Origin of the sequence: Halapricum hydrolyticum, assembly GCF_025517535.1 — an archaeon.
Taxonomy (GTDB): Archaea; Halobacteriota; Halobacteria; order Halobacteriales; family Haloarculaceae; genus Halapricum; species Halapricum hydrolyticum.
The window spans coordinates 1-24,515 of the sequence record NZ_JAOPKC010000026.1 but is presented as its reverse complement, the minus strand read 5'-3'; the positions used below and the strand labels follow the sequence as shown (position 1 = coordinate 24,515).

23 protein-coding genes are annotated in these 24,515 nt (G+C 66.4%); 9 read left to right on the top strand and 14 right to left on the bottom strand.

Annotated elements, in window-relative coordinates; all coding sequences use genetic code 11:
* Positions 1-59: 59 nt before the first annotated feature.
* Both folP and OB916_RS15000 read left to right on the top strand, forming a co-directional pair.
* Positions 60-2,501 carry a dihydropteroate synthase gene (gene folP, locus OB916_RS15005; RefSeq protein WP_315910111.1) on the top strand — a complete coding sequence of 814 codons (2,442 nt, stop codon included), beginning with the start codon at positions 60-62 and terminating at the stop codon, positions 2,499-2,501.
* A 60-nt stretch (positions 2,502-2,561) separates the two neighbouring features.
* Positions 2,562-3,188 (top strand): class I SAM-dependent methyltransferase, encoded by a 627-nt coding sequence (locus tag OB916_RS15000; RefSeq protein ID WP_315910110.1) that lies wholly within the window; start codon positions 2,562-2,564, stop codon positions 3,186-3,188.
* A gap of 21 nt (positions 3,189-3,209) precedes the next feature.
* Here OB916_RS15000 and OB916_RS14995 read toward each other — a convergent pair whose 3' ends face one another.
* Positions 3,210-4,268 (bottom strand): glycosyltransferase family 4 protein, encoded by a 1,059-nt coding sequence (locus OB916_RS14995; RefSeq protein WP_315910109.1) that lies wholly within the window; start codon positions 4,266-4,268, stop codon positions 3,210-3,212.
* A gap of 84 nt (positions 4,269-4,352) precedes the next feature.
* Positions 4,353-6,152, bottom strand: a complete 1,800-nt coding sequence (locus OB916_RS14990; protein ID WP_315910108.1) for a sensor histidine kinase — start codon at positions 6,150-6,152, stop codon at positions 4,353-4,355.
* A 102-nt stretch (positions 6,153-6,254) separates the two neighbouring features.
* Here OB916_RS14990 and OB916_RS14985 point away from each other — a divergent pair, with 102 nt between their 5' ends.
* On the top strand, positions 6,255-8,057 hold the full coding sequence (locus OB916_RS14985; RefSeq protein WP_315910107.1) for a S9 family peptidase: 1,803 nt from the start codon (positions 6,255-6,257) through the stop codon (positions 8,055-8,057).
* A gap of 15 nt (positions 8,058-8,072) precedes the next feature.
* Here OB916_RS14985 and OB916_RS14980 read toward each other — a convergent pair whose 3' ends face one another.
* Positions 8,073-8,558, bottom strand: a complete 486-nt coding sequence (locus OB916_RS14980; RefSeq protein WP_315910106.1) for an Lrp/AsnC family transcriptional regulator — start codon at positions 8,556-8,558, stop codon at positions 8,073-8,075.
* Between the two features lie 209 nt (positions 8,559-8,767).
* On the opposite strand from OB916_RS14980, the gene OB916_RS14975 reads away from it, so the two are divergent.
* Complete coding sequence (locus OB916_RS14975) at positions 8,768-10,945, top strand: amino acid permease (protein ID WP_315910105.1); 2,178 nt, start codon at positions 8,768-8,770, stop codon at positions 10,943-10,945.
* A 29-nt stretch (positions 10,946-10,974) separates the two neighbouring features.
* Here the strand turns inward: OB916_RS14975 and OB916_RS14970 are convergent, their stop codons facing one another.
* The 4 genes from OB916_RS14970 to OB916_RS14955 form a co-directional block, all read right to left on the bottom strand.
* On the bottom strand, positions 10,975-11,100 hold the full coding sequence (locus OB916_RS14970; protein WP_315910104.1) for a hypothetical protein: 126 nt from the start codon (positions 11,098-11,100) through the stop codon (positions 10,975-10,977).
* A 51-nt stretch (positions 11,101-11,151) separates the two neighbouring features.
* The gene (locus tag OB916_RS14965; protein ID WP_315910103.1) at positions 11,152-11,598 is read right to left on the bottom strand and encodes a TIGR00725 family protein; all 447 of its coding nucleotides are present in this window, start codon (positions 11,596-11,598) and stop codon (positions 11,152-11,154) included.
* Between the two features lie 77 nt (positions 11,599-11,675).
* Positions 11,676-12,215, bottom strand: coding sequence for an XTP/dITP diphosphatase (locus OB916_RS14960; RefSeq protein WP_315910102.1), 540 nt, complete (start codon positions 12,213-12,215; stop codon positions 11,676-11,678).
* 63 nt (positions 12,216-12,278) lie between these two features.
* Positions 12,279-12,560 (bottom strand): DUF5789 family protein, encoded by a 282-nt coding sequence (locus tag OB916_RS14955; protein WP_315910101.1) that lies wholly within the window; start codon positions 12,558-12,560, stop codon positions 12,279-12,281.
* Between the two features lie 207 nt (positions 12,561-12,767).
* On the opposite strand from OB916_RS14955, the gene OB916_RS14950 reads away from it, so the two are divergent.
* The 4 genes from OB916_RS14950 (at position 12,768) to OB916_RS14935 (ending at position 15,221) form a co-directional block, all read left to right on the top strand.
* Positions 12,768-13,589 (top strand): DUF7139 domain-containing protein, encoded by an 822-nt coding sequence (locus tag OB916_RS14950; RefSeq protein ID WP_315910100.1) that lies wholly within the window; start codon positions 12,768-12,770, stop codon positions 13,587-13,589.
* Positions 13,590-13,734: 145 nt separating this feature from the next.
* Entirely contained in the window at positions 13,735-14,238 is a 504-nt protein-coding gene (locus tag OB916_RS14945) for an SHOCT domain-containing protein (RefSeq protein ID WP_315910099.1), read from the top strand.
* Positions 14,239-14,296: 58 nt separating this feature from the next.
* Positions 14,297-14,620 carry a transcription factor S gene (locus OB916_RS14940; RefSeq protein WP_315910098.1) on the top strand — a complete coding sequence of 108 codons (324 nt, stop codon included), beginning with the start codon at positions 14,297-14,299 and terminating at the stop codon, positions 14,618-14,620.
* Complete coding sequence (locus OB916_RS14935; RefSeq protein ID WP_315910097.1) at positions 14,589-15,221, top strand: hypothetical protein; 633 nt, start codon at positions 14,589-14,591, stop codon at positions 15,219-15,221. The genes OB916_RS14940 and OB916_RS14935 overlap by 32 nt, the downstream gene beginning before the upstream one ends.
* A 10-nt stretch (positions 15,222-15,231) precedes the next feature.
* Here the strand turns inward: OB916_RS14935 and OB916_RS14930 are convergent, their stop codons facing one another.
* The 5 genes from OB916_RS14930 to OB916_RS14910 form a co-directional block, all read right to left on the bottom strand.
* Entirely contained in the window at positions 15,232-15,960 is a 729-nt protein-coding gene (locus tag OB916_RS14930) for a methyltransferase domain-containing protein (RefSeq protein WP_315910096.1), read from the bottom strand.
* Positions 15,960-16,352: a nascent polypeptide-associated complex protein gene (locus OB916_RS14925; protein ID WP_315910095.1), complete on the bottom strand. Its 393-nt coding sequence runs from the start codon at positions 16,350-16,352 to the stop codon at positions 15,960-15,962. The genes OB916_RS14930 and OB916_RS14925 overlap by 1 nt, the downstream gene beginning before the upstream one ends.
* A 69-nt stretch (positions 16,353-16,421) precedes the next feature.
* The gene (locus OB916_RS14920; RefSeq protein ID WP_315910094.1) at positions 16,422-18,941 is read right to left on the bottom strand and encodes a DEAD/DEAH box helicase; all 2,520 of its coding nucleotides are present in this window, start codon (positions 18,939-18,941) and stop codon (positions 16,422-16,424) included.
* A 67-nt stretch (positions 18,942-19,008) separates the two neighbouring features.
* Positions 19,009-20,208 (bottom strand): acyl-CoA thioester hydrolase/BAAT C-terminal domain-containing protein, encoded by a 1,200-nt coding sequence (locus tag OB916_RS14915; RefSeq protein WP_315910093.1) that lies wholly within the window; start codon positions 20,206-20,208, stop codon positions 19,009-19,011.
* Entirely contained in the window at positions 20,205-20,744 is a 540-nt protein-coding gene (locus tag OB916_RS14910; RefSeq protein WP_315910092.1) for a hypothetical protein, read from the bottom strand. Before OB916_RS14910 ends, OB916_RS14915 begins: the two co-directional genes overlap by 4 nt.
* A gap of 424 nt (positions 20,745-21,168) precedes the next feature.
* Between OB916_RS14910 and OB916_RS14905 the strand changes: the two genes are divergently transcribed.
* Positions 21,169-22,782 (top strand): tryptophan--tRNA ligase, encoded by a 1,614-nt coding sequence (locus OB916_RS14905; RefSeq protein ID WP_315910091.1) that lies wholly within the window; start codon positions 21,169-21,171, stop codon positions 22,780-22,782.
* Positions 22,783-22,806: 24 nt separating this feature from the next.
* Here OB916_RS14905 and OB916_RS14900 read toward each other — a convergent pair whose 3' ends face one another.
* Both OB916_RS14900 and OB916_RS14895 read right to left on the bottom strand, forming a co-directional pair.
* Positions 22,807-23,478, bottom strand: a complete 672-nt coding sequence (locus OB916_RS14900; RefSeq protein ID WP_315910090.1) for an HAD family hydrolase — start codon at positions 23,476-23,478, stop codon at positions 22,807-22,809.
* Between the two features lie 113 nt (positions 23,479-23,591).
* Positions 23,592-24,227 carry a phosphoribosyltransferase gene (locus OB916_RS14895; RefSeq protein ID WP_315910089.1) on the bottom strand — a complete coding sequence of 212 codons (636 nt, stop codon included), beginning with the start codon at positions 24,225-24,227 and terminating at the stop codon, positions 23,592-23,594.
* Between the last annotated feature and the right edge of the window lie 288 nt (positions 24,228-24,515).

The window sequence follows — 24,515 nt, the reverse complement described above, 5'->3', positions numbered from 1 at the left end:
CGAACGCCGGAACTTCCAGGTTCGACAGTCTAAAGCGACCGGCCCCGGATCCAACAGGCATGGACTTTCACGAGGCGGCGAACTTCTGTCTGGAGCTCCGTCGGTTCCCGCCCAGACGCGAGACCGACGCCACCGAGGCGTTGCTGTCGGAACTGGGCGACCCCCACGAGGACGTGCGGGCGGTCCAGATCGCCGGGTCGAACGGCAAGGGTTCGACGGCCCGGATGCTCGAATCCACGCTGCGGGAGGCTGGACTCTCCGTCGGGTTGTACACCTCGCCCCATCTCGATGACGTGCGCGAGCGGATCACGATCGACGGTCGCAAGCTTCCGAAGGCGGCGCTGGTCGAGTTCGTCGAGCGGATCCAGCCGTACGTGACCGGGCGAGCAGCGGAGGGAGAATCGCCGACGTTCTTCGAGACGCTGACCGTGCTGGCGCTGTGGCAGTTCGCCCGCGCCGACGTCGACGTTGCGGTCCTGGAGGTCGGGATCGGCGGCCGCTATGACGCCACCAGCGTCGTCGACCCGGTCGCCAGCGCCGTCACCAGCGTCAGCCTCGAACATACCGAGCTACTGGGCGAGACCGTCGAGGAGATCGCACGCGACAAGGCCCACGTCGCACCCGAGGAGGCCCCGATTGTGACCGGCGCGACCGGATCCGCACGCGCGGCAATCGGTGAGGTCGCCGGCGATGTCGTGACCGTCGACGAGAGCGACGCCCACACGACGTTCACCTATGGCGGCGTGGTAGGCACAGACGGACAGGTCGAACTAGACGGCGAGGGGTTCCACGTCGAGACGCGGCTACCGCTACCGGGCGCACACCAGGCTCGAAACGCGGGCGTCGCCGCGACGCTAGCTCGGCAGGTCGCCGACGTCGACGAGGCGACGCTGGCGACGGGGCTGCGAAACGCCCACTGGCCCGGCCGGTTCGAGGTGATGAGCCGGGAGCCGCTGATCGTCCTCGACGGGGCGCACAACCCCGGCGGCTGCGAGCAGGTCGCCGAGACGCTCGGCGAGTTCGCGTACGACGACCTCCACCTGGTGGTCGGTGCGATGGTCGAGAAAGACCACCTGGGGATCGCCGCTGCTCTGCCCGAACCCGACCACGTCGTCGCCTGCCAGGCAGATGTCGATCGGGCCGAAGACGAGACGGTCGTCGCGGCCGCGTTCGAGAGCGAGCATCCCGATGCGACGGTCGAGACGCGCTCTGACGTGGCGGGCGCACTGGAGATGGCACTCGAGGCCGCCGACTCGGACGACGCCGTCCTTGTGTCCGGCTCGCTGTACACCGTCCGGGAGGCCCGCACGCGCTGGACGCGAGCGACGATCGAAAAGCGGATCGACGATCTGGACGACGCTCGCGAGACGCTCGCGGGTGCGCACGTCACCGACGCGGGCGTCTGGCGGATGCGCGGGAAGGGCGTCCACCGCGCGGTCAAGACGCGCGTCCAGCCCCGTCAGGCCCAGTATCTCAAGGAAGAGCTACTCTCGCTCGGCGGGGAGTGTGCGGTCTCGGGGCTGAACAACCAGGACGAGGAGCCGCTCGACGTCGTGATGATGGCGACGATGGCACAGTTCAAACGACTGATCGGGAAACTCGACGGCCAGCCCTACGGCCTCTCGCCGTTCGCGGATCGCCTGCGCGAGCACCTCGGGATCGGCGTCGAACCCGACCGGCGGGGCTACCCCTGGGAGGACGGGACCGCGATCATGGGCGTCCTGAACGTCACGCCGGATTCGTTCCACGACGGCGGCGAGTACGACGCCGTCGAGGACGCCGTCGCCCGAGCGGAAGAGATGGTCGACAACGGCGTCGACATCGTCGACGTCGGCGGGGAGTCGACCCGGCCCGGCGCGGACCCGGTCCCGGTCGAGGAAGAGATCGACCGGGTCGTGCCGGTGATCGAACGGATCGCCGAGCTGAACGTGTCTATCTCGATCGACACGCGCAAGGCCCCGGTTGCGGCGGCCGCCCTGGAGGCGGGCGCGGACATCCTCAACGACGTGTCGGGACTGGAAGACCCCGAGATGCGTCATCTCGCTGCCGAATACGACGTCCCGGTCGTGGTGATGCACAGCATCGACACGCCGGTCGATCCCGACCGTGAGGTCCACTACGACGACGTCGTCGAGGACGCCATCGACCAGTTGAAAGAGCGCGTGTTGCTCGCCGAGAAGGCCGGGTTAGATCGCTCCCAGATCCTCGTCGATCCCGGGATCGGGTTCGGGAAGACGCCCGCAGAGGACTTCGAGTTGCTCGGCAGGATCGGCGAGTTTAGGGCACTCGGGTGTCCGGTGCTGGTCGGACACTCACACAAATCGATATTCGGCCACGTCGGGCTCGACGCCGACGAGCGGATGGCCGCAACCGTCGCGGGGACGGCGCTGGCGGCCGAGCGCGGTGCGGACGTGATCCGCGTGCACGACGTCGAAGAGAACGCTGCCGCCCGGGACGTGGTCGCCGCCGCCGACGATCCCGGGTCGTTCGGCGGGGAGTGAGCACGCCACGACCCTGCACGCCGGGACAAGACACTTTCCGATCGTCCCCGACCGACCGCTATGGGCGAGGACCTGTCCCGGGCCGTCCGCGAGGCCTACGACGAGATCGCCGAGGAGTACGACGACCATCGGACGAGCGACGACACGGACGTCCCGGTGCTCGAGGCGTTCATAGAGCGACTGGGGCCGGACGCACACGTCCTCGACGCCGGCTGTGGCGCGGGCGTCCCGGTCACGACGGCGCTGGCCGAGCACGCGACGGTGACGGGGCTGGATTTCTCGCGGGCACAGCTTTCGCTAGCTGGCAACCGGCTCCCTGGCACGGCGTTCGTCCGGGGCGACATGGCCCGATTGCCGTTCGAACGTGACACCTTCGATGGGTTGGTGGCCTTTTACTCGGTGATTCACGTTCCGAAGGAGCGCCACGCGACCCTCTTCGAGGAGTTTCATCGCGTGTGTCGGTCCGGTGCACCGGTGGTACTCACCGTCGGCCACACCGACTGGGTGGGGCGGAACGACGACTGGATGGGGATGGGCGCGGAGATGCGGTGGGACATCCCCGGTATCGAGCGGACGAAGCGGCTCATGCGTGCGTCCGGGTTCACCGTCGAGGGAACCGAGACCGTCGCCGACACCGTCGCGGAGGACGCCGACGCCGCGAAACCGTTCGTCTGGGCGCACGCCTGATCCGACGAGGGCGATCCGTCGTCACAGAACCCCGTACTCGTCCTGCAGATCCCGATACAGTTGCAGGTACGATTCGAGGACGGTCCCGTGGTCGTATTCGGCCCACGAGTCGTCGACTGTGAGGTGCTCGAACTCGCCGGCGTCGACGATCGCGTCGGCGAGTTGCTGTGGCGTCGTCACCCGGTAGCCACGGTCGTAGTTCTCGATCAGTTCGTGGGCGCTGGATTCGGCCTGATACTCAACGATACCGACACAGCCGGCGGCCAGCGCCCACAGCAGTTCGGTAGCGAACTGCTCGCGATACGCAGTCTGGACGAACGCGTGTGCCCCTCTGTAAATCGAGAGTCGCTCCTCGCGGGAACACTCGCCGACGAACTCGACGCGGTCGCCGATCCGCAGGTCTTCGACCTCCTGCTCGTACTCCTCGCGGGCGGGCCCGTCGCCGATGATCGTCGCCGACCAGTCACGGTCCCGAAGCTCTGCCAGCCCCAGCAAGAGACTCTTTACGTTCGCCGTCTCGTCCAGGGGATGCGCGAAGGCGACGTCGACGTCGTTGGTCGGCTCGACCGAACGGACGAGTTCCATGTCGATGCTCTCGGGAAGCGTCAGCAGACGGTCGTCGGCGACGCCGTGCTCGCGGAGTTCGGTGCGGACCATCTCCGACGGTGTGACGATTCGGTCGGGTACCGACAGGGCGCGGCCGGCCCAGCGCGACTCCGACGGATCGGTGTCGCCGAAGAACTCGACGACGAGCGGCGCGCGCGAAAGCGTCCCCCCGACGTTCGCGGCGACGACCTGCGAGGCGGGCGTGGGCAGCGCGTGGATCACGTCGGGGTCGAACCGGGCCAGCGCCCAGGGGAGTCGAAGCGCGAACGACGTCGGCGCGGGCGCGTCGGTCACCCCGCGGTAGATCACGCCGGCGTCGGTAGCCGTCTCGCGTTCGCCGTCCCAGGTCCGGGCACAGAAGACGGTCACGTCGTGGCCGCGTTCGGCGAGCAGGCGGGCGAGTCGCTCGAAGCGACGCGTCCCCGGCCTCTCGTCGTGATGAGTCGTCTCCATCGAGACGAACGCGACCCGCATATCTCCGACGTGGGGTGGGATCGATAAAAAGACGGGCGGTTTCCCGTGCACGGGAAACGAAGGGACGGGCGATCGGGACGGGCGTCACGCGGAGTCGACGCGGATCTCGAAGCGCGCACCGCCCTCGTTGCTCTCGGCAATCTCGATTTCCCACCCGTGGGCGGTGACGATCTCGTCGATGATCGCCAGCCCGAACCCGGTGCCGGTGGTCGCCGTGGAGTAGCCGCTCTCGAAGACGTTCGCCCGCTCGCTTTCGGGAATCCCCTGTCCGTCGTCTTCGACGTAGAATCCCTCGCCGTCCGAGAGCGGACCGATACGGACGGTGACCGCCGTGTCCGCGTCGGGATGGCCGTGCTCAACGGCGTCGTCGGACTGCGTCCGACTGCTCGAAGAACTTCGTTCCTCGTTGTCTCGACGAGCCTGCGAGTCGGGGCTCGTCGAGCCATGCTCGACGGCGTCCTTGAGAGCCTGCGATCCAGAGGCTGTGGGGCCGTGTTCCACAGCGTTGCGAAAGAGATTTTCGAGCAGCTGCTGGAGCCGGTCGGAATCGGCAGCGAGCGTGTACTCGCCGACGATGTCGAGGTCGGCACGAATGGCGTCGACCATCGCCCAGGCGTCCTCGGCGAGCGTCGCGAGACTGACCGTCGTCGGCTCATCAATCGGCTGTCCCTGCCGGGCGAGCGCGAGCACGTCGTCGATGAGCCGCTCCATCCGGGCGAGCGCGTCGGCGACGGTCTCCAGGTGTTCGTCGTCGCGCTCGGCGCGGGCCAGCTCGAGGCGTGCCATCGCCACGCTCAGCGGGTTTCGCAGATCGTGGCTAACCATGCTGGCGAACGACTCCAGGCGATCGTTCTGTCGTTCGAGTTCTCGTCGGTAGCGCTCGCGCTCGGTGACGTCTCGCAGCACGATCAATCGGCCGAGTTGCGGGCGGTCGACCGCGAAGGGACGCTCGGAGACGCGATAGTAGCGGATGCCGTCCGAGCGCTCCAGCGCGACGATCGACTCGTCCGTCTCGAGCGCGTCGGCCACCTCGGGTAGCGCCGACCACAGCGGTTCCCCGAGCGCATCGCCACCCTGCAGGCACGGAAACAGCGACTCGGCGGGATCGTTGTACTCGCGGACGCGATCCGTCTGATCGAGCAGGATCGTCGGCTCGTCGCGGCCGCCGGTCACCTGGACGGCCTGGAACTGATAGAAGTAGACGAACAACAGCCCGACGGCGAAGACGGCCACGCCGATCGGTTCGTACGTGATGTCGATGAGATACGGCGTGGCGAACCCGACCACGTCGAGGGCGACCGGCAACGCGGTGACGCCGACGAGCGCGAGCAGTGGTCGGGTGTCGTAGCTGACCTGTCTGAACCGCTCGAACAGCATGAAATAGCCGATTATTGATAACCCGTAGGTCAGCCCCAGCACCAGCCAGTGGAACAGCTGGTGACGGACAGCGAGATGCGGGAACGGGTAGGTGACGAAGGCGGCCTCGTAGTAGAGGTGGTGGTAGGGATTGGTCACCTTCATGGCGACGATCACCAGGAAGACCGCGACGAGAGCGACCTGCAGGTTCCGGTCGCGATGGAGCGTCCGGCCCGTGTACGCGGAGGTGAAATACAGCCACGGTCCGACAGCCGCGAGCCCGACGATGAGCCCTACAGTGTAGAAGCCCAGCGAGAGATCGGCCGTGGGCGCGAGCAGAAATCCCACGTGCGCGGTTGCCCAGCCGCCAGTGGTGAGCAACAGCGCGGCGAGCCCGCGCCGCGTGTCGGGATCTTCGATCCGTGGCGTCGCGGCGACGCTGGCGTAACTGGCCACCGCGGCGGCCGCGAAGACGGCGACGTAGGCGACAAAGAGCGGGTCGAGCGACGGACCGAGTGTGACTACCACGAGGACGGTACGTACCGGGACCGTAGAAAGGTTTGCGCCTGTGCGGTCGACTGGCGAGCGGCCACACAACGCCTTTGACGGCCCCGGCCCTCGGTCGAGAGGATGACCGCGCAGTTCTCTCTCGAACGGTATCTCAACGTTCGTAGCGCCTACGGCGCCTCGCTTTCGGCCGACGGAACGCTCGCCTTTCTGATGGACACGACCGGAACGTCACAGGTCTGGACGCTCGACGAACCGGGTAGATGGCCCCGCCAGCGCACGTTCGACGAGGAATCGGTCGGGTTCGTCTCGTGGTCGCCCGAGCGGCCGGAACTCGTCTTCAGCATGGACGAAGGCGGCAACGAGCGGGCCCAGCTGTTCCGACTGGACGCCGAGAGCGGGGAGATCCACCACCTCACGGACATGCCCGAGGCCAAACACCGCTGGGGCGGCTGGAGCCACGACGGCGACCGGGTCGCCTTCGCTTCGAACCGCCGCGACGAATCGGTCTTCGACGTCTACGTCCAGGGCCGCGAGGAGCGCGGGACGGACGCCGAACGCGTCTACGAGGGCGACGGCTGGCTCTCGCTCGCCGGCTGGAGCCCCGACGACGATCGCCTGCTCGTCGTCGAATCCCACTCCAGTTTCGACCAGGACCTCTATTCGCTGGATCTCGACACCCGAGAACTGACTCACCTCACTCCACACGACGGAGAGGTCCGATACCAGAGCGCCTGCTGGGGGCCTGACGGCGACGGGATCTACCTCGTGACCGATAGCGACGCCGACACCCTCTATCTGGCCTGCCTGGACGCCGAGGGGGAGCTTGAGACCGTCGCGGACGGCGGCGACTGGAACGTCGACGGCGTCGCCCTGGACGAGGAGTCGGGACGGCTGGCCTACTCCCGGAACGTCGACGGGTACACCGAACTCGCGGTGGGGGAACTCGACGGGCCAACGGAGATCCGGGAGTTCCCCGAACCGGATCTGCCGGGCGGGCTCGCCGGCGGCGTCTCCTGGAGCGACGACGCCGACCGGTTCGCTGTCACGGCGACCGGACGGGCCGACAACGCCAACGTCTACGTGGTCGAGACCGAAACCGGCGAGACGACGCGCTGGACCCACGCTCCGACGGCCGGCATCCCCCGGGAGTCGTTTGTCGGATCCGAACTCGTCCGCTTCGAGAGCTTCGACGGGCTGGAGATCCCTGCGTTCTTCTCGCTTCCAGAGGATCCCACACCGGGCGAGACGCCCGTGATCGTCGACGTCCACGGCGGTCCCGAGAGTCAGCGGCGCCCCTCGTTCTCGGGGCTGACCCAGTACTTCCTCTCGCGGGGGTACGCCGTCTTCGAGCCGAACGTCCGGGGATCGACGGGCTACGGGAAGGCGTACACGCACCTGGACGACGTCGAAAAGCGCATGGACTCGGTACGGGACCTGCGAGCCGGCGCGGAGTGGCTGGTCGATCACGAGGCGGTCGATCCCGATCGCCTCGTCGTCGAGGGCGGCTCCTACGGCGGGTTCATGGTTCTGGCGGCGCTGACTGAGTATCCCGACCTGTGGGCGGCCGGCGTCGACGTCGTCGGGATCGCGAACTTCGTGACGTTCCTGGAGAACACTGGTTCCTGGCGACGAGCAATCCGGGAGGCCGAGTACGGTTCACTCGAGGAAGACCGGGAGTTCCTCGAATCGATCAGCCCGACCAACCGCGCCGATCGGATCGAGGCGCCGCTGTTCGTCATCCACGGTGCGAACGATCCCCGCGTGCCAGTCGGAGAAGCCGAACGGATCGTCGAGGCTGCCCGCGGCAACGACGTCCCCGTGGAACTGCGGATCTACGAGGACGAGGGCCACGGGCTGAGCAAGCGCGAGAACCGGATCGACGCCTACACCGACGTCGTTGCCTTCCTCGACGAGCACGTGTAGCAGTTCCCGGTGACCTCACTCGCTCTGTTCCTGGTTCTCGCCTTCGAGAAAGCCGTGATACGAGCAGACGTACTCGTCGCGGATGATCTGTTCGTCCACGATCTCCAGGCCGAGCGCGTCGAGTTCCTCCGCGATCCGGTTGAGGTCGTCGTGTGACTTGCCGATCGCGTTCACGTAGACGTTGCGCTTGCCCGTCATGATCTCCCGAACGGCCGTGACCCCGTGGACGTCGCGGGCCGATTTCGCGAGTTCGTCTCGCTTGGTCACCGGCGCCGTGCAGATGATCTTCGTGTACAGCGGGTACCCGGCCCTGTCGTAGTCGATGTCGATGTGATAGCCGCGGATGATCCCGCTGTTTTCGAGCTTGTTGAGCCGCGTCCGCACCGTGCTCGAGGACAGATCGAGCTTTTCGGCGATATCACCCGAAGACGTGTGCCGTGCGTCCTGCTGGAGGTAGTAAAGAATAGATCGGTCGACAGCGTCCAGTTCTCCGTCTTTCATCTATTGCTGGAAGCGTACCACATGCACAACTATGGGGTTTTTGCTCTGTCCTGCCCGCTGCCGACCGTGTTTCGTGGTACCTCTACACAACCATTTGGAAGACGATTAGGTATATTATCGTATTCATTCCGACGAAGCGTCAATAGCAACCGTGTCTTTATGACGATTCGTCTCATAAACTCGAGCGAGAGACTTCCCGCGAACCAGCAATGAAAGAACTCGAACGCGACCTCGGACTTCCGTCGGTACTCGCGATCAGCATCGGTGCGATGATCGGCAGCGGTATCTTCATTCTGCCGGCACTCGCGTTGAAGATCGCCGGGCCTGCGGTAATCGTCGCGTATCTCCTCGCGGGCCTGCTCGTGGTTCCCGCTGCCCTCTCGAAGTCCGAGATGGCGACCGCGATGCCGGAGGCCGGCGGGACCTACATCTACATCGAGCGCGGGATGGGGCCGCTGCTCGGGACGATCGCCGGCGTCGGGACGTGGTTCTCGCTGTCATTCAAGGGTGCGCTGGCGCTGGTCGGCGGCGTCCCGTACCTGCTGCTCATCTTCGACCTCCCGCTGAAACCGGTCGCGCTCGGGCTGGCGACGGTGCTCATCCTGGTGAACCTCCTCGGCGCGAAACAGACCGGCCGGCTCCAGGTCGCGATCGTCGTCGTCATGCTGGCGGCGCTGGGCTGGTTCGCCGCCGGGAGCGCCCCCAGCGTCCAGTCGGCCAACTACGCGAACTTCTTCGCCGACGGCGTCGGCGGCTTGCTGGCCGCGACGGGGCTGGTGTTCGTCTCCTACGCCGGCGTCACGAAGGTCGCCAGCGTCGCCGAAGAGGTCGAAGACCCTGACCGGAACATCCCGATCGGAATCCTCGGCTCACTCGCGTTCACGACGCTTCTGTACGTGGCCGTCGTCGCCGTGATGGTCGGGATCACCGATCCCGGAAGCGTCGCCGGCTCGCTGACGCCGGTCGCCGTCGCCGCCGAAGCCACGCTCGGCCAGGCCGGAGTCGTGGTCGTCATCGTCGCGGCCGTCCTCGCGCTGGTTTCGACGGCTAACGCCGGCGTGCTGTCCTCCTCGCGGTATCCCTTCGCGATGAGTCGCGACAAGCTGGCACCGCCGTCGCTGTCGACCGTCAGCGATCGGTTCGGGACGCCGGCCACGTCGATTACGCTCACGGGAGCGGTCATGCTGGTCCTGATCGCGTTCGTCCCGATCCTCGAGATCGCGAAGCTCGCCAGCGCCTTCCAGATCATGGTGTTCGGGCTGATCAACGTCGCCGTGGTCGCGTTCCGCGAGGGCAGCGCCGAGTACGAGCCCGCGTTCACCTCGCCGCTGTACCCCTGGATGCAGATCTTCGGCGTCGTCACGGGCGTGCTCCTGTTGACCCAGATGGGGACGATCGCACTCGCCGGGGCGGCCCTCATCACGCTCGGAAGCATCGTCTGGTACGTCGTCTACGTTCGACCCCGCGTCCGCCGGGAGGGCGTCGCGCGCGACGCGATCCGGCGGCGCGTCGGCCGGGACGCGATCGCGGACATCGAATCCGACTCCGTCGAGGGGTCACACGACGTGCTCGTCGCGCTGACGAAAGACCTCGGGGCCGACCGCGAGCGTTCGCTGCTCTCGATGGCTGCCGACGTCGCTCGTCCGAACGACGGCCGCGTGATCGCCATCCGATTCGAGGAAATCCCCGACCAGGCACCGCTCACCGACGACGTGACCGCCCAGTCGTCGGCCGATCGCTCTTTCGAGCGTCGGATCGACGAGTTCGCCGCGACGTCCGGGATTACGATCGACGCCGAAGAGATCGTCAGCCACGACACGAAACACGCGATCGTCAACGTCGCCGAGGATCACGCCGTGGACACGATCCTCACCGAACACGAACCGCTCCGGCTCCGCTCGCGGCTGTTCGGCGACCCCGTCGACTGGGTCGTCAGACACGCCCCCTGTGACGTCCTCCTGGTCGACAATCTCGGCTACGACGACCCCGAACACGTCGTGCTATCGGGGGATGGAACGCCCTACGGATCCAGGTCCGTCACGCTCGCGGAGACGCTCGCGACCGCGAACGACGGCACGCTCTCGCTGTGGTACCCGGCCGATCGCGACAGGACTGACCGCCACGAGGAGACGATCGCCGACCTCGAACGAGAGATGTCGGAGATGCTCTCGGTTCCCGTCCGGTCCAGGGCCGTCCGCCCCGACGGCGGTCGGGACTCGTCGCCAGACCTGGTCGTCCATGAGGGGGCCGATCACCGACTCCGCCACGTACTGCTCGACGATAGCCCGCCGTCACCACCCACCAGTGCGACGACCGTCACCGTCTACCCGAAGGCCACCCGGCGGCCGCCGCTCGGACGCCGGCTCCTCGAACGGTTCGTGTTCTGACTGCCCGGACGATCACGATTCTGCTGCCGTCAGTATCGCGCCGGCGAGAACACTTTCCGGTAGTAGCTCTTGACCCGAGCGAGCAGCGAAGGGTCCTCGTCGTCCTCTCCGTCGCGCTCGTCGAGTGATACCGCTTCGTCTCGATCGACGACCATACAGAACGTGCGGGTGCCAGCGGCAAGAATCTACTGTCGGCCGGACTCGTACTATCGCCCGACCTCGCTCTCGACGTACTCGATCGCTTCCCCGGGCGTCTCGACCGGTTCGAGGTCCTCGACGTCGTGGGTGTCCAGTCCCGCGACTGGCAGCCCGCGATCCAGCGAGAGGGCGATCTCCGAGAGCGTGCCGGTCGAGCCGTCGATCGCGATGGCCGCATCGCCATTCAGGACGACCAGCGCGTTGCGGGCGTTGCCCATCCCCGTGGCGATCACGGTCTCGACGTATTCGTTGGCCGCGGCCCGGTCCTCGCCGGGGAGCACGCCGATCGTGTGGCCGCCCGTCTCGATCGCACCGCGACAGACCCCCTCCATGACCCCGCCGAGTCCGCCACAGACGACCTCGTGGCCGCGCTTGCCCAACAGTCGGCCGACGTCACGGGCGAGATCGTAGTGCTGTTCGCCGACGCTGCTGCCGCCGATGACGCTGACGCGCATGCCCGACTCTGGGCGGCCACGAGAGAAAAAACCAGCCACGGAACGGCGAGCTACGACAGACGTTCGCTCCGGTCGCGCTATTGGCTCTCGTACCACTCGGCGAACGTCTCGAGCGCCCGACCGCGATGGGAAACAGCGTTTTTCGCTTCGGGCTCCATCTCCGCGAAGGTCTGGCCGTCGTGTTCGAAGATCGGATCGTAGCCGAACCCACCGTCCCCGCGCGGTGGGACGATTTCGCCGCTCACCCGTCCCTCGAAGGTTCGGACCGACTCTTCGTCGGTGCCGTCACAGTACGCGACGACCGCCCGGAACGCGGCTCCGTGGTCGTTTTCGGGTTCGACCAACCGCCACACGCGTTCGATCCCGACAGTCCCCTCGACGTATGCGGAGTACGGCCCCGGAAACCCTCCGAGTGCGTCGACGAACAGTCCGGAGTCGTCGACGAACACCGGCTCGCCGACTTCCCGGTAGGCCTCGCGCGCCCCGTGAGCGGCGATCGCCTCTAGCTCGGAGCTCTGTATCTCGGTGTAGTCGAAGTCGAACTGCGATACGTCAGCATCTAGAAGCGACTGGGCCTCCCGGACCTTTCCGGCGTTGCCCGTCACGAAGTGCAGCATACGCGGACGGACGCGTCCCCGGAGGTTAGAAGCGTCGTTCTCCGGTCGCACTCGGCTTGCCAGCTATTCGGTCGGGACCGGCCCGTGTCCGATCACGTCGCGGACGGCCGACTCGAAGGTCTGGCGTCGATCGAAGTACGTCTCGTCGATTTCATCGAGGACGTCGCCGAGTTCGCGCGGTCCGTCCGGCGTCCGGATCGTGGTATCGCCCTCGCGACGCCGGACATCGCTCTTCTCGATGCCCCACATCAGTCGTGCTGAGACCTGTGCGATCGGGACGCCCTCTACTTCCTGGCCGCCACCGAGCTCGACTGCGGGTTCGTCCTCCTCCTCGTCGTCGCTCATACCACTCTGTTCCGGCCCGTGGCGATTAGAGCTTTCGGAGTCGGCATGCGAACATCTCCCGTGTACCGGCACGCTTGCGCCCGACGTTCGCTATCGTCCAGCGTTTGCACGCCGGCCGACGCTCACCAGCGTCCAGCCCTCGCTGCTGGCACGTGTCTGCCGCTCGTCTGACGGGTAGTTTTGACTGTGGTCGCCGTACAGTCCCGCATGACCAGCCTCACGGAGGTCTACGAGGAGCGGAGTGGGGCCGTGAGCCTCCAGCGGCTGTATCTCGGCGTCGCGCTGTTCGCCGCCGGAGCCGCGCTCGTCGTCGGGGGGATCGTCGTCGCCACGACGGGACTGAGCGAAACGCTCGGACTCGGTACTTTCGGGTCTCGCGAGGTCGCGGGCGTCCTCGCCGGCATCGGGGTGCCCGCCGCCATGCTCGGTGGATTCGTCGTCTTACCTGCCGGCCGAACGACGCGAGCGGCGGCCGTCATCGGCGCGAGCGTGTCCGTCTTCGGGGTCGCGCTGTTCACCCACGCCTACCCCGAGCAGTGGCTCGGCGCGGCTGACCCGAATGCCGCGCTGACCCTCGCGACGACGCTCGTCTACGTCGCCGGCCTGCTGACGACCGCCTGGTGTCTGTTTCTCGCGGTCGCGACCTTCGAGACGCGCAAGCGACCCGGCGGTACTGCCCGCATGGAAGTGACCGAGGAGGGCCGGATCAGGCTGATCGAGGAGTCGACACCCCAGCAGGGACTCGGCGGAATCGGATTCTTCGGCTCGACGCCCGACGGCGAGGTCGAAACCCAGACCAACCAGCCCCAGTCCGGACAGCCAGCCAGCGACGGCGCCGGCGCCACCACGGCCGACGACGACGCCTTCCTGGATTCGGTCACCGTCCGCGGACAGCCCGATCGGTACTGTGGCAACTGCGAGCACTTCAGCTACGTCCGCACCGACAACGGGATTGTCTCCTACTGCGCACACGACGGCCGCTACATGGACGACATGGAGCCTTGCGAGCACTGGGATTCGAACGTCTGATCCCTCGATACTGCCGTGATGGCCTGTTCTTGGCTGCACAATTGTGCACAAATCGGACATCACTCGTTTGTCGGAACAGTGCAGTAACACGGTTTATCGTGGCTATATCACAGGTATTTTGTCACTGTGGCTGTTATAGTAGTGTGTGAATGAAGCAATACAAAAACTCTCGACGGGTCGTCTCTGGCCTCTCGCACTTCTCGCGCTCGTCGGCGGTCTCGCCGCCGTTACAGCGACCAGTTCCGTCTTCTGGGTGTTCGTCGCGGGCCTCGTCGGTGTCGGTGTGCTTTGGCTGCTGTCCGGCCGTTCCGCTCCATTGACTACCGACCACGACACAGCAAGTGACGCCGAGGACGCGGTGGAGACGCTCAAACAGCAGTATGCGACCGGCGAAATCGACGAGATGGAGTTCGAACGCCGTCTGGAGCGGCTCCTCGAGACCGGGGACGATCTCGACGGGGGCTCGTACCCGGGAGAAACTCGGTCTGCACGCGCGGCCCAGACCGACGGAGCGACCACGAGACAGCGCGGCGAGAGCGACGATCGGGAACAGGAGCCGGGCGCAGGTTCACGCTCGCCACGACAGCGGTCACCGGATCGCCCCCGGTGCGGTCGGCGCGGCAAACGCCCACGCGGCCGTCACCGGTGATCCCGTCGCGACGTTCGAAACACGGTGCTTAAGTGACTCAGTCACTAGACACGACGATATGGAATTTTGCGACGAATGCGGATCGATGATGAAAACGGAGGGTGACGTGTGGGTCTGTTCGAGTTGCGGTGCGGAGAAGCCACGCAGCGAGGCTGCCGAGCGCCAGGCGGTCACGACCCAGGGTCAGCAGAAGAGCGAGGTCGTCGACACCTCCGAAGTCAGTTCCGAGGACATGGGACCGACGACGGAGGCCCAGTGTCCGGAGTGTGACAACGACCGCGCGTTCTGGGAGATGAAGCAGATCCGGTCGGCCGACGAGTCCGAGACCCGGTTTTTCACCTGCACCGAGTGTGGCCACAAGTGGCGCGAAGACGATCACTGACGTGACGGTCCCAGAGCCCGCCCTCCCAGTCGAGCGCCTCCGCGAGAAGGGGTGGGTCCGGATCGAGTCAGATCAGCGCGTGCTGGCTCGCCTGCCGGTCGTCACGGTTCACGGCCACACGGTCGCCTACGGCGACGACCGGCTGCGCGACCGCGTCATCGACGCGATCGGCTGTGATCGGTCCTGGCGCTTCTTCTTTGCGACGCGACTCGCGCTCTCCCCGTCGCCGCCGGGGTCGATCCCGTCGATGGTCGTCCGGATCGTCCGCTCGCGGGTTCGGGACGGGTTCGCCGACCGACTGCGCGAACGTGGATTCACCGACGTCTCACAGAGCCGCCGTGAGGAGTTGCGGGTCCGCTCGGGCGAGCGTGCGAGTTTGACCGGCTATCGTGCGCGTGACTTGCTTACCTGTGCGGACGAACCGACAGACCTGCCGGTCGAGGGGTGGGTCGGTGTCTGGAATCACGACGGCACATTCTACGTCGCCGGCGGTGCGTTTCCCGCCGTCGACCTCGGTGACGTGCTGGACGTGGACCTGGAAACCGATCCTGGTACCTTCCGGACCGAGTTGTTCGAGTTGATCCGGACGGTCGGTGAGTGAACCGGCGGTATCACGGACGTCGTGCGATCGTCAGATAGCCCGTGTGTCCGACGCCGGCCGTCGAGGGTCGCGAGCCCCGATCGTCGAAGTCCATCTCGCGCTGGATCGTCTCCAGAGTCTCGATCTCCGTCAGTCCGACCTCTCGGGCGGCCGCGACGACCTCCCGGCTCGATTCGACGAACGGCGAGTAGACGGCCACGAACCCGCCACGGACCAGCAGCGTCGGCGCGCGCTCGACGACGCTCGCGGCGTCCTCGGTATCGAGCGTGAGCACGTCGAAGGCCTCGCCGGCGAGCTCCTCGAGGTGGTCGGTCAGATCGCCCGTCCGCACCTCGACGCGATCATCGACGCCGGCCATCGTCATGTTCTCGCGTGCGACTGCGGCGAACTCGGGATCGCGCTCGAAGGTCATTACCTCCGCGCCGGCCCGCCCGAGATAGGCCGCGAGGACGCCGGTTCCGGTCCCGGCGTCGAGCACGCGGTCGCCGGAGCCGACGCCGGTCAGCCCCATCACGAGCCCGACGTCGCGGGGCATCATCGGCGCGCCGGTGCGCTCGAAGTGCGCGAACAGGTCGGGGCCGCGCAGCACCTGCACGCGGAACGTCTCGCCCAGATGTGACTCGACGACGTCGCCGGGCTCGGGATTGTCAGGCACCTCGATGATCCCCAGGTCGGTCTCCAGTCGCTCACCCGGGTCAACGAGGTATTCCCGGTCCTCTCTGACGAGCAGGACGGTCACTATTCTAGATCGGCGACTGCCGCCGCGAGGTCACCGTCGTTCGCTTCGAGCGCCTCGCGCGCCTCGTCCTCGCTGACGCCGCCGCGCTGGGCGACGATCTCGACGTCCTGGGCGTCGAAGTTGTCGCCGCCCGTGCTGTCCTCGTCTTCGGCAGCGCTCTCGGCACCACTCTCGTCGCCGCGTCCTCGCGTCTCGGGCTCGCCGACGACCTGGTAGGTCTTCTGTCCCTGGGCCTCCATCAGCTGGACCTCGGCGTCGGTGAACACCAGCTCCTCGTCGCTGGTGCGGATAATCACCTCTTCGGCATCGATGTCCTCCATGTCGATGCCCATCTGTTCCATCATTTGCTTCATCTTGCGCGGGTTCAGACCGCCTCCGCCGCCTCCAAACATACCCCGAGATGTGCGTTCCGTGCTCAAAAGTACTGTCATCGCCGATCCGATCGAAGGCTATGGTCGCCGCTATCGCGGATCGTACTCGCTGCCGACGACCTCGCGGATCCGCTCTGCGGTTATCTCCCCGACACCCTCGACCGCCTGCAGCTCGTCGGCGTCGGCGGTCAGCGCCGCCTCGACGCTGCCGAAGTGTGCGAGCAGCGACTGGGCGGTCACGGGTCCGACGTCGGCGATCGAGGCGACGACGTACTCCTGCTGTTCCGGGAGCGTCTTCGCCTGCTTCTCGCCGTGGGCGCTGACGGCGCGGTCGGCCTGCTCCTGTTCGCGGGTTGCGAGCACCGCCAGCATCGCGGCCGTGTCGTCCTCGTCGTCGGTTCGAACGACGCTCGCACCGAAATCGACTGCGAGCGAGGCCAGTGCCCCCCGGATCGCGTTGGGGTGGACGTTGCGCTCGCCGTACAGCCCGTCGCCCTCGATGATCACGACTGGCCGGTCGTAGTAACGCGCGCTGTCTTTGACTTGCTCGAACAGCGATCGGTCCCCACCAGTCAGGGTGTCCAGGAAGTCGCTGACGGTCTTGCGCTCGACGACGACCCGGTCGGAGACGACGTAGTCGCCGACCTCCAGCGTCTCCAGGCGAGTCTCGATCTCGTCGCGCTTCGAGAGGTCACGGGCGATCGTCGAGTCCAGCTCGCGCTGGTCGACGACGATTTCGACTGTTTCGTCCTCCGTCTCGATGCCGGCCTCGGCGACGGTTCCGTCCGGGTCGTCCGCGGACCCTTCGTCGCCGTCCGCGTTCGCATCGCTCGTTCTGTCGTCCGCTTTCTCTGCTGCGAAGGCGTCGAGTCCCGTCTGACCGTCCGACGCCGTGTCGTCCCCTGTCGAGTCTCCCGAATCCGGCTCACTTCTCTTCACGTCGTCCGCATCCGATCCGCCGCTACCGCTGCCATCTGCCGGCGTGACTCCCTCGCTGGCAGCCGCGTTCGCGTCGCTCTCGTCGGCTGTCTCGAACTCCGCAACGCTAGCCTGCGAGAGTTCCGCCTCGATCTCCCCGGCCATCGATTTCAGCGACTGCAGTTCCTGGTACATCCGCTTCTCGTCCTGGCGGGCCTTCCAGAAGTAGGCCTCGTCGCGAGTGTCCTCCGCGATGAGCACGACCACTCGCCCTTCGGTCTGGCGGCCGGTTCGACCCTTGCGCTGGATCGCCCGGATCGCCGTCGGGACGGGCTCGTAGAACAACACGAGATCCACTTCCGGCACGTCCAGCCCTTCCTCCGCCACGGAGGTCGAGACCAGCACCTCGAACTCGCCGGCGCGGAAGCGATCGAGCGTCTCCTGTTGCTCGTTCTGGGTCATCCCCTCCGAGCCCTCCGTATCGCTCTGACCGACGAACTTCTCGGTCGCGAAGTGCTCGTTCAGGAAGTCGGTCAGCGTCTCGGCCGTGTCGCGGGACTCGGTGAAGACGATGACGCGCTCGCCGTCCTCGATACCCAGCGTTTCGGCGAGCAACATCCGCGTCCGGCGAAACTTCGGGTGCAGGTCGTCGAAGTTCTCGGCCTTTCGCATCGCTTCGCGCACCCGGGGATCGCTCACGAGGCGCTGGCTGGCCTTCGAGGAACCCGAGGCACGGGCGGCGTTGCGCTGGCGTTCGAAGTACCGGCGCAGCGACTCGACGCTCTGCGTCTCGGCGTAGGTCACGGCGGTCCGCAGTTTCCGCACCTCCGCGAGCAGGCTCATCCCCTGATAGCCCTCGCTCTGGTCGTTGTTCATCAGCTCCTGGAGTTTGCCCTGGATCGTGTGGATCTCCCGCTCGGACATGTCAGGCTGGGTCTTGTTCGTGACGCCCAGTTCCTTCAGCTCCGTCAGTCGCTCCTGAATGACCTCGTGGAGCGCGTCGCGGATCTCGATGACCGTCTCGGGGAGTTCGATTCGCTTCCAGTCGACCTCGGTCCGATGGGTGTACTCGGCGACGTCGCTGTCCTCGTCGGTCATCACTTCGACCTCGCGCAGTCCGAGGTTCTCACAGACCTCCAGGATCGCCTCCTCGTCGTCGCCGGGCGAGGCGCTCATGCCCGTCGCCAGGGGGTGTTCGGCCTGCTCGTGATAGCGCTCGGCGATGTATGTATAGGCGTAATCGCCCGTCGCGCGGTGGCACTCGTCGAAGGTGACGTGGGTCACGTCCGCCATCGTGATCCGGTTGCCGACCAGATCGTTCTCGACGACCTGTGGGGTCGCGACGACGACGCGGGCGTCCTCGAACAACTCGGCGCGGTCGTCGGGCCGAACCTCGCCGGTGAACACGACGATCTCCTCGTCGGGGATTGTGAGTGCCTCCCGGTAGAACTCGGCGTGCTGGGAGACCAGCGGCTTGGTCGGCGCGAGCAACAGCGCGGTGCCGCCGACCTCGTGGAGGCGCTGGGCGGTCACGAGCAGCGAGACGGTCGTCTTGCCCAGCCCGGTCGGCAGACAGACCAGCGCGTGGTTGCTCGCAGCCGTCTCCGCGAGTTCGAGCTGGTAGCGTCGCTGCTGGAGGACGCCCTCCTCGATCAGGGGTCGGTCGATCGTCGCCGCCTCGGGTGCCGCCATTCGATCCCCGCTTTGGCGTCCGCGAGGTTAAGCGTTCGGCGATCGGGGTGAAAGTGAAACTCCGTCGCTAGATGCGCCCGAGCGTTCGCAGTATCCCGGGCCACGACCCCTCTGCGGCGTGGGCCGTCCCTTGAGGCGTTCCGCCGCCAGCCTCGAATCCGGTCAGCGGCGCGTACGGGACCGAGATCAGGTGCCCGGCGTCCTCGTAGTGCAGGTGTGCGAACCGGTGCTCGAAGCCGGCCCGTTCCAGTCGATCGACGGCGATCTCCGACAGCCGTCGGGCCGGCCATACGCGGTCGTCCCCGCCGGAGACCAGCAGGATCGGCCCGTCGGTCTTCTCGACGGGGATCGCCGCCTCCGCAACCGGTTCGTCTTCGAGACCACCCGCGACCGTCTCTCGGGGGATCGGCTTCCCCTCGAGGTGTGGCACGCCCGCTCCCTCCTCGACCCACCCGGGCTCGTCGCTCGGGGAGTCCCACGCGACACCGCTGGCCGCGAGCGCGACCACGGCCCCGACCCATTCGAAACGCGAGCCCAGCAGCAACGCGAGCTCCCCGCCCCGCGAGCCGCCCATCACGCCGATCTGTCCGCCAGCGACGGCCGACCGCTGTCGAAACCAGGCGGCCGCGTCGTCGAAGTACGACAGCGGTACCCGTCTGTGTTCGGCCGGGACCGCCTGGTGATCGCCGACGTACCGGACCGCGAACACCGCGTACCCGTGGGTCGCGAGCAGTTGCGCGGCCCGGGTGGGCAACCGACCGCCGGAACCGTGCAACAGGAGCACGCCCGGATGGGGATTCTCGCCCGGCGGCTCGAACACCATCCCCGCGAGGTCGTCACGGTCGACTGTCCGGATCGTCACGGTCTCGTCGTAGAGCCGCCGGACGATCGTCCGCTCGGCCCGCCGGCCGTCCGTCGCCGCGCGCAGTTCGATCTCGACTGTCGGCTCGGCGTCCAGTGTGGCACCCCGGGCGTCGGCGTCGGTGGCCATCGACCAGAGCCACCCCATCGGTTCGACGCCCTCGTACGTGCCGGAAACCGGTGCCTGCCCGGTCAGGTCGACAATCCCCGATCCGTCGGCGTCGAAGGTCGCCCGCGAGCGCCACTCGACCCCGTCGTGGTCGACGAGCGTCGCTTCGAACCGGACCCGTTCCCCCGGATCGGCTCCGGTGATCTGGACCGCGATCGGCTCGTCGTTGGGGCTTGTCTCGGGAGCGTCGATCGTCAGCTGAGGTGCCGTCGATCCTGGCGGTGTCTCGTCTGTCATTGCTCCGTGAGGAACGACCGAACGTCAGCGAGGGCGTCTCCTCGTGTCGAGGGGTCGTCGGACATCTCGACCGGGAGACGCTCGTACCAGCCGGCCTCGAAGGGCGTATCATCGGGCGCAGCTGGGTCGCAGCCGGTCGGTGACGCCCTGAAGACGACGTGCCAGGTCGCGTTGTGGGGAGTGTCACTCTCTTCGGTGGTGTGCTCGATCCGCCGGACGCGAACCGGGTCGCCGATAGTGACTTCGAGGCCGGTCGCGTCCGCGACGGCACGCCTGCCAGCGGGGAGCCAGCCGTCGCCGGCGTCGATCGTGGCGTTCGGGAGCATCGCGATCGAGCGGTCCTGATCGACTAACAGCAAGGCAGCTCCTTCCTCGTCGGTGACGCCGACCACGACCCGTCCCTCGCCGTCGGCCTCGCAGTGATCGGTGCTCTCGTGGACGTACGTCCGCTCCTCGTAGCTGATGCCACGTCGGCCAGCGGCCGCTTCGGGATCGAACGCTTCGTCCCTGTCGATGTCGGTAGATGTATCTGTCATTTCGGTGGTGTCGTCGCTGATTGTCGAACGGTGCGACCGCATCGAGCCGACCGAGAGATCGCTCTACTCTCGTATCAACGCATAGTTGGGACTGCCGGAAAAGAATTATGATTTAGATTAACTTTACTTTTCACTTACAAATTCGGGCGCTGGGTATTTAGGCCTTTTGAAAAATAAATTGACATTATTCGGCCGGCACGGGGTTCCGTCGAACCGACCCGGAAAGAATAAGGTCGGCTTGGCGTATCTACCGCATATGGCGTCCACTTCCACCGATCGTTGGCGCTGGTGCTGGCAGGCTCCGGAAGTGGACAGTCTCGCGGCCGTCACCCGGCGGGCCTAACCCGCCGGCGAGGCCGGCGATGCTCCCTCCGCTTTCTCGGCCGTGGCTTCGAGACGACGACGCACACACCAGATCGACACAATGACACGAGATTCAGACACCGACGACGACACTGCACCGACAGACGACCCCAGTTCCGACACGAGACAAGTTCGAGCCGACGGCGGCGCGGCATCCGGGGCCGACGACGTCGCGCTGGACCCGTGGGGCTCGGCGACCGTCGACGACTACCGCAAGCTGTTTGCCCAGTTCGGCATCGAGGAGTTCGAGGAGGTTCTGCCGGAAGTACCGGACCCCCACTACCTGATGCGCCGCGGCGTCATCTTCGGCCACCGCGACTACCGACCCGTGGCAGAGGCGATGCGCAACGACGAGCCGTTCGCCGCGCTCTCGGGGTTCATGCCGACCGGCGACCCCCACATCGGCCACAAGCTGGTCTTCGACGAGATTATCTGGCATCAGGAGCGGGGCGGTGACGCCTACGGCCTGATCGCCGACCTGGAGGCCCACGCCGCCCGCGAGCTGAGCTGGGACGAGATCGACGAGCACGCGCGCAACTACGTCCTCTCGCTGCTTGCGCTCGGGTTCGATCCCGAGGCGGGCGAACTCTACCGACAGTCTTCGAACCGCGAAGTGCAGGATCTGGGCTTCGAGCTGGGCGCGAAAGCCAACTTCTCGGAACTCCAGGCCATCTACGACTTCGACGGCGAGACCGACGTGAGCCACATGCAGAGCGTCGTCACGCAGATGGCCGATATCCTCTACCCGCAACTCGAGGAGCCCAAACCTACTGTGATCCCGGTCGGTCCCGATCAGGACCCGCACATGCGGCTGGCCCGTGATCTGGCGGCGCGGATGCGCTACTTCAAGGTGACCGAGGCGTTCGCGAGCTTCGAGGTCGATCCCGACGAGCGGGCGATCATCGCAGAAGCCTACGACGCTCTCAGCGAGCGCCACCCGGAAGAGACGATCCGGTGTGCGGACGCCGCCCGCTACCTCGAAAACGAGCGTGATCCCGACGCGACCGATCCGAACGCGACCACCACTGATTCGGCCATCATGATGCTCAAAGAGGCCGGCAAGGAGCCGCTCCGGCCGCGGACGCGCTTCCTTGATCGCAACGCGACCGACGAGGCCTTCGACGCGCTGATCGAAGCGATCGACGGCGAAAAGCGCGTCTACGAGGCCCACGTCGACGCGTTCGACCTCTCCCGCGAGGACGCCGAGGAACTCGCCCGCCAGGTCGAGATCGACCACGGCGGCTACGGCTTTCTGGCACCGTCCTCGATCTATCACCGCTTCATGACCGGCCTTACCGGCGGCAAGATGTCTTCGTCAGTCCCCGCGAGTCACATCTCGTTGCTGGACGACCCCTCGGAGGGCTACGACAAGGTCAAAGCCGCCACGACGGGCGGGCGCGAGACTGCCGAAGAGCAGCGCGAACTCGGCGGAAAAGCCGACGAGTGTCCGGTCTACGAACTGTACGCCTACCTGCTGGCCGGCGACGACGACGAGTTCGCCACCGAGGTCTACGAGGAGTGCGTCAACGGCGAGCGCCTCTGTGGCGGCTGCAAGGAGCAGGCAGCCGAGTTGATGGAAGCGTTCCTCGAAGACCACCAGGAGAAACGCGCCGAGTGGGAGGAGAAACTGGACGAACTGGACATCGACTTCGATAGCGACCGAAAGCGACGCTGAGTGTTCTGATCTCGGTAGCCGCGATCAGTCGCTCGCTGACCCGGTTGCGAGTAATTCGACGATCCCCTCCAGGCTATCGACCTCGTAGTCCGGTGTGCTCGACAGCACGGTATCGGCCCGGTGTGAGCGCCTGACGAAGGCGGCGTCGATCCCCGCAGCGTGGGCTGCCTGGATGTCGGTCTCGCTGTCGCCCACGTACAGCGCGTCACGGGTGCCGAGGTCCGACAGCGCCTGCTCGATGTAGTAGGGCTCGGGCTTCTTTCGGCGGAGGCTCTCGACGGTCGGTGGTCGGCCGTAGACGGTCTCGAAGTGTCGATCGAGATCGAAGTACTCGAACGCGAACTCGACGGTCGCGTCCTGGTTCGAACTGACGACGCCAAGCGGGCGGTCGAGTGCGGACAGGTGCTCGATGTCGTCGTACGGTTCCTTGCGACCGGCACGCATCTCGGCTTGCTGGAGGCGCGCGAGTTCGCGGTCGCGGGCCCGCCAGAACGTCTCGGGATCGAGATCGTAGCGCTCGCAGACCCGCTTCAGATCCGGGATCGTGACGCCGAGGCTCATCGCCTCGACGTCTTCTTCGGCGGGATCATCGACGCCGACGGCAGCGAACGCGTCCCGCGCACCTTCGTAGTGGGGCGGCATGCCCGTCAACTGTAAGAGCACGCCGTCGTTGTCGAAGATGACCGCGTCGTACATACACGACACTGACGCAGGGGACCGACCTGACCGTTTCGGTCGGTACCCCGATACCGCCCGAGCCGAACGTGTCGGTCGCGGACGCCGGCTCTTCGTTCACGACGTGGGAGATGTCACCGTTCGTCGTCGGTATCGAGATACGTTCTGGCCTGTTCGTCCGAGACCTGCTCGAAAGTGCGATAGAACTGTCCGACGGCACCGAACTGCGACGGCGCTTCGACGCAGATCACGTTGTCGGCTTCGGTGCGGAGCCGATCGAGGGTCCCTGGCGGGGCGACCGGCACGGCCAGGATCGTCCGTGCTGCGCCCGCGTCGGCGATCTGTCTGAGACACGCCGTTGTCGTCGCACCCGTTGCGACGCCGTCATCGACCACGAGCACCCGCTTCGCTCGCAGATCGAGTGGCGGACGATCACCGCGATAGCGCTCGACTTTCTCCCGCGCCTGCTGCTGTTCGCGTTCGAGTTGCTCGTTGACGTATCGATCTCTGACTCCGAGTTCCTTGATCAGCGAGTCGTTCAGCCACGCGGTCCCGTCGCTGGCGACGGCACCGATCGCGAGCTCCGGATTGCCAGGCGCGCCGAGTTTCCGCGCCGCGACGATGTCGAGTGGAACGCCGAGCCGATCCGCGACGACGCGTCCGACTGGCAGCCCACCGCGCGGGATCGCGAGTACCACATCGGCTTCGACGTCGACGTCCTCGAGGGCGTCGGCGAGCTGGCGACCAGCATCAGTTCGATCTTCGAACATGGTCCTCCTGTCCCTTCCCTGTCGCGAAGTTCCTGATCAGTGTCGATCGGTTCGGAGCCCGACGGATCGAGCGATACGTCACGGACGAGCGCGACGTCGTAGTGTGTGTGATTTTCTCTCCCATAGTACGTACTTGAACGCGAACGGTCAAGGAGTTATGGAAGTTGCAAGGCTAAAACTCGCCCTTCACAGTAGTTGCCGAAGTAGCTGAGAGTCGGATTTCTCCGGTGACAGCGTACGATGAGTATGGTTGCTACCGACGAGGCACGGCAGGTCTGCCGTGCCGCA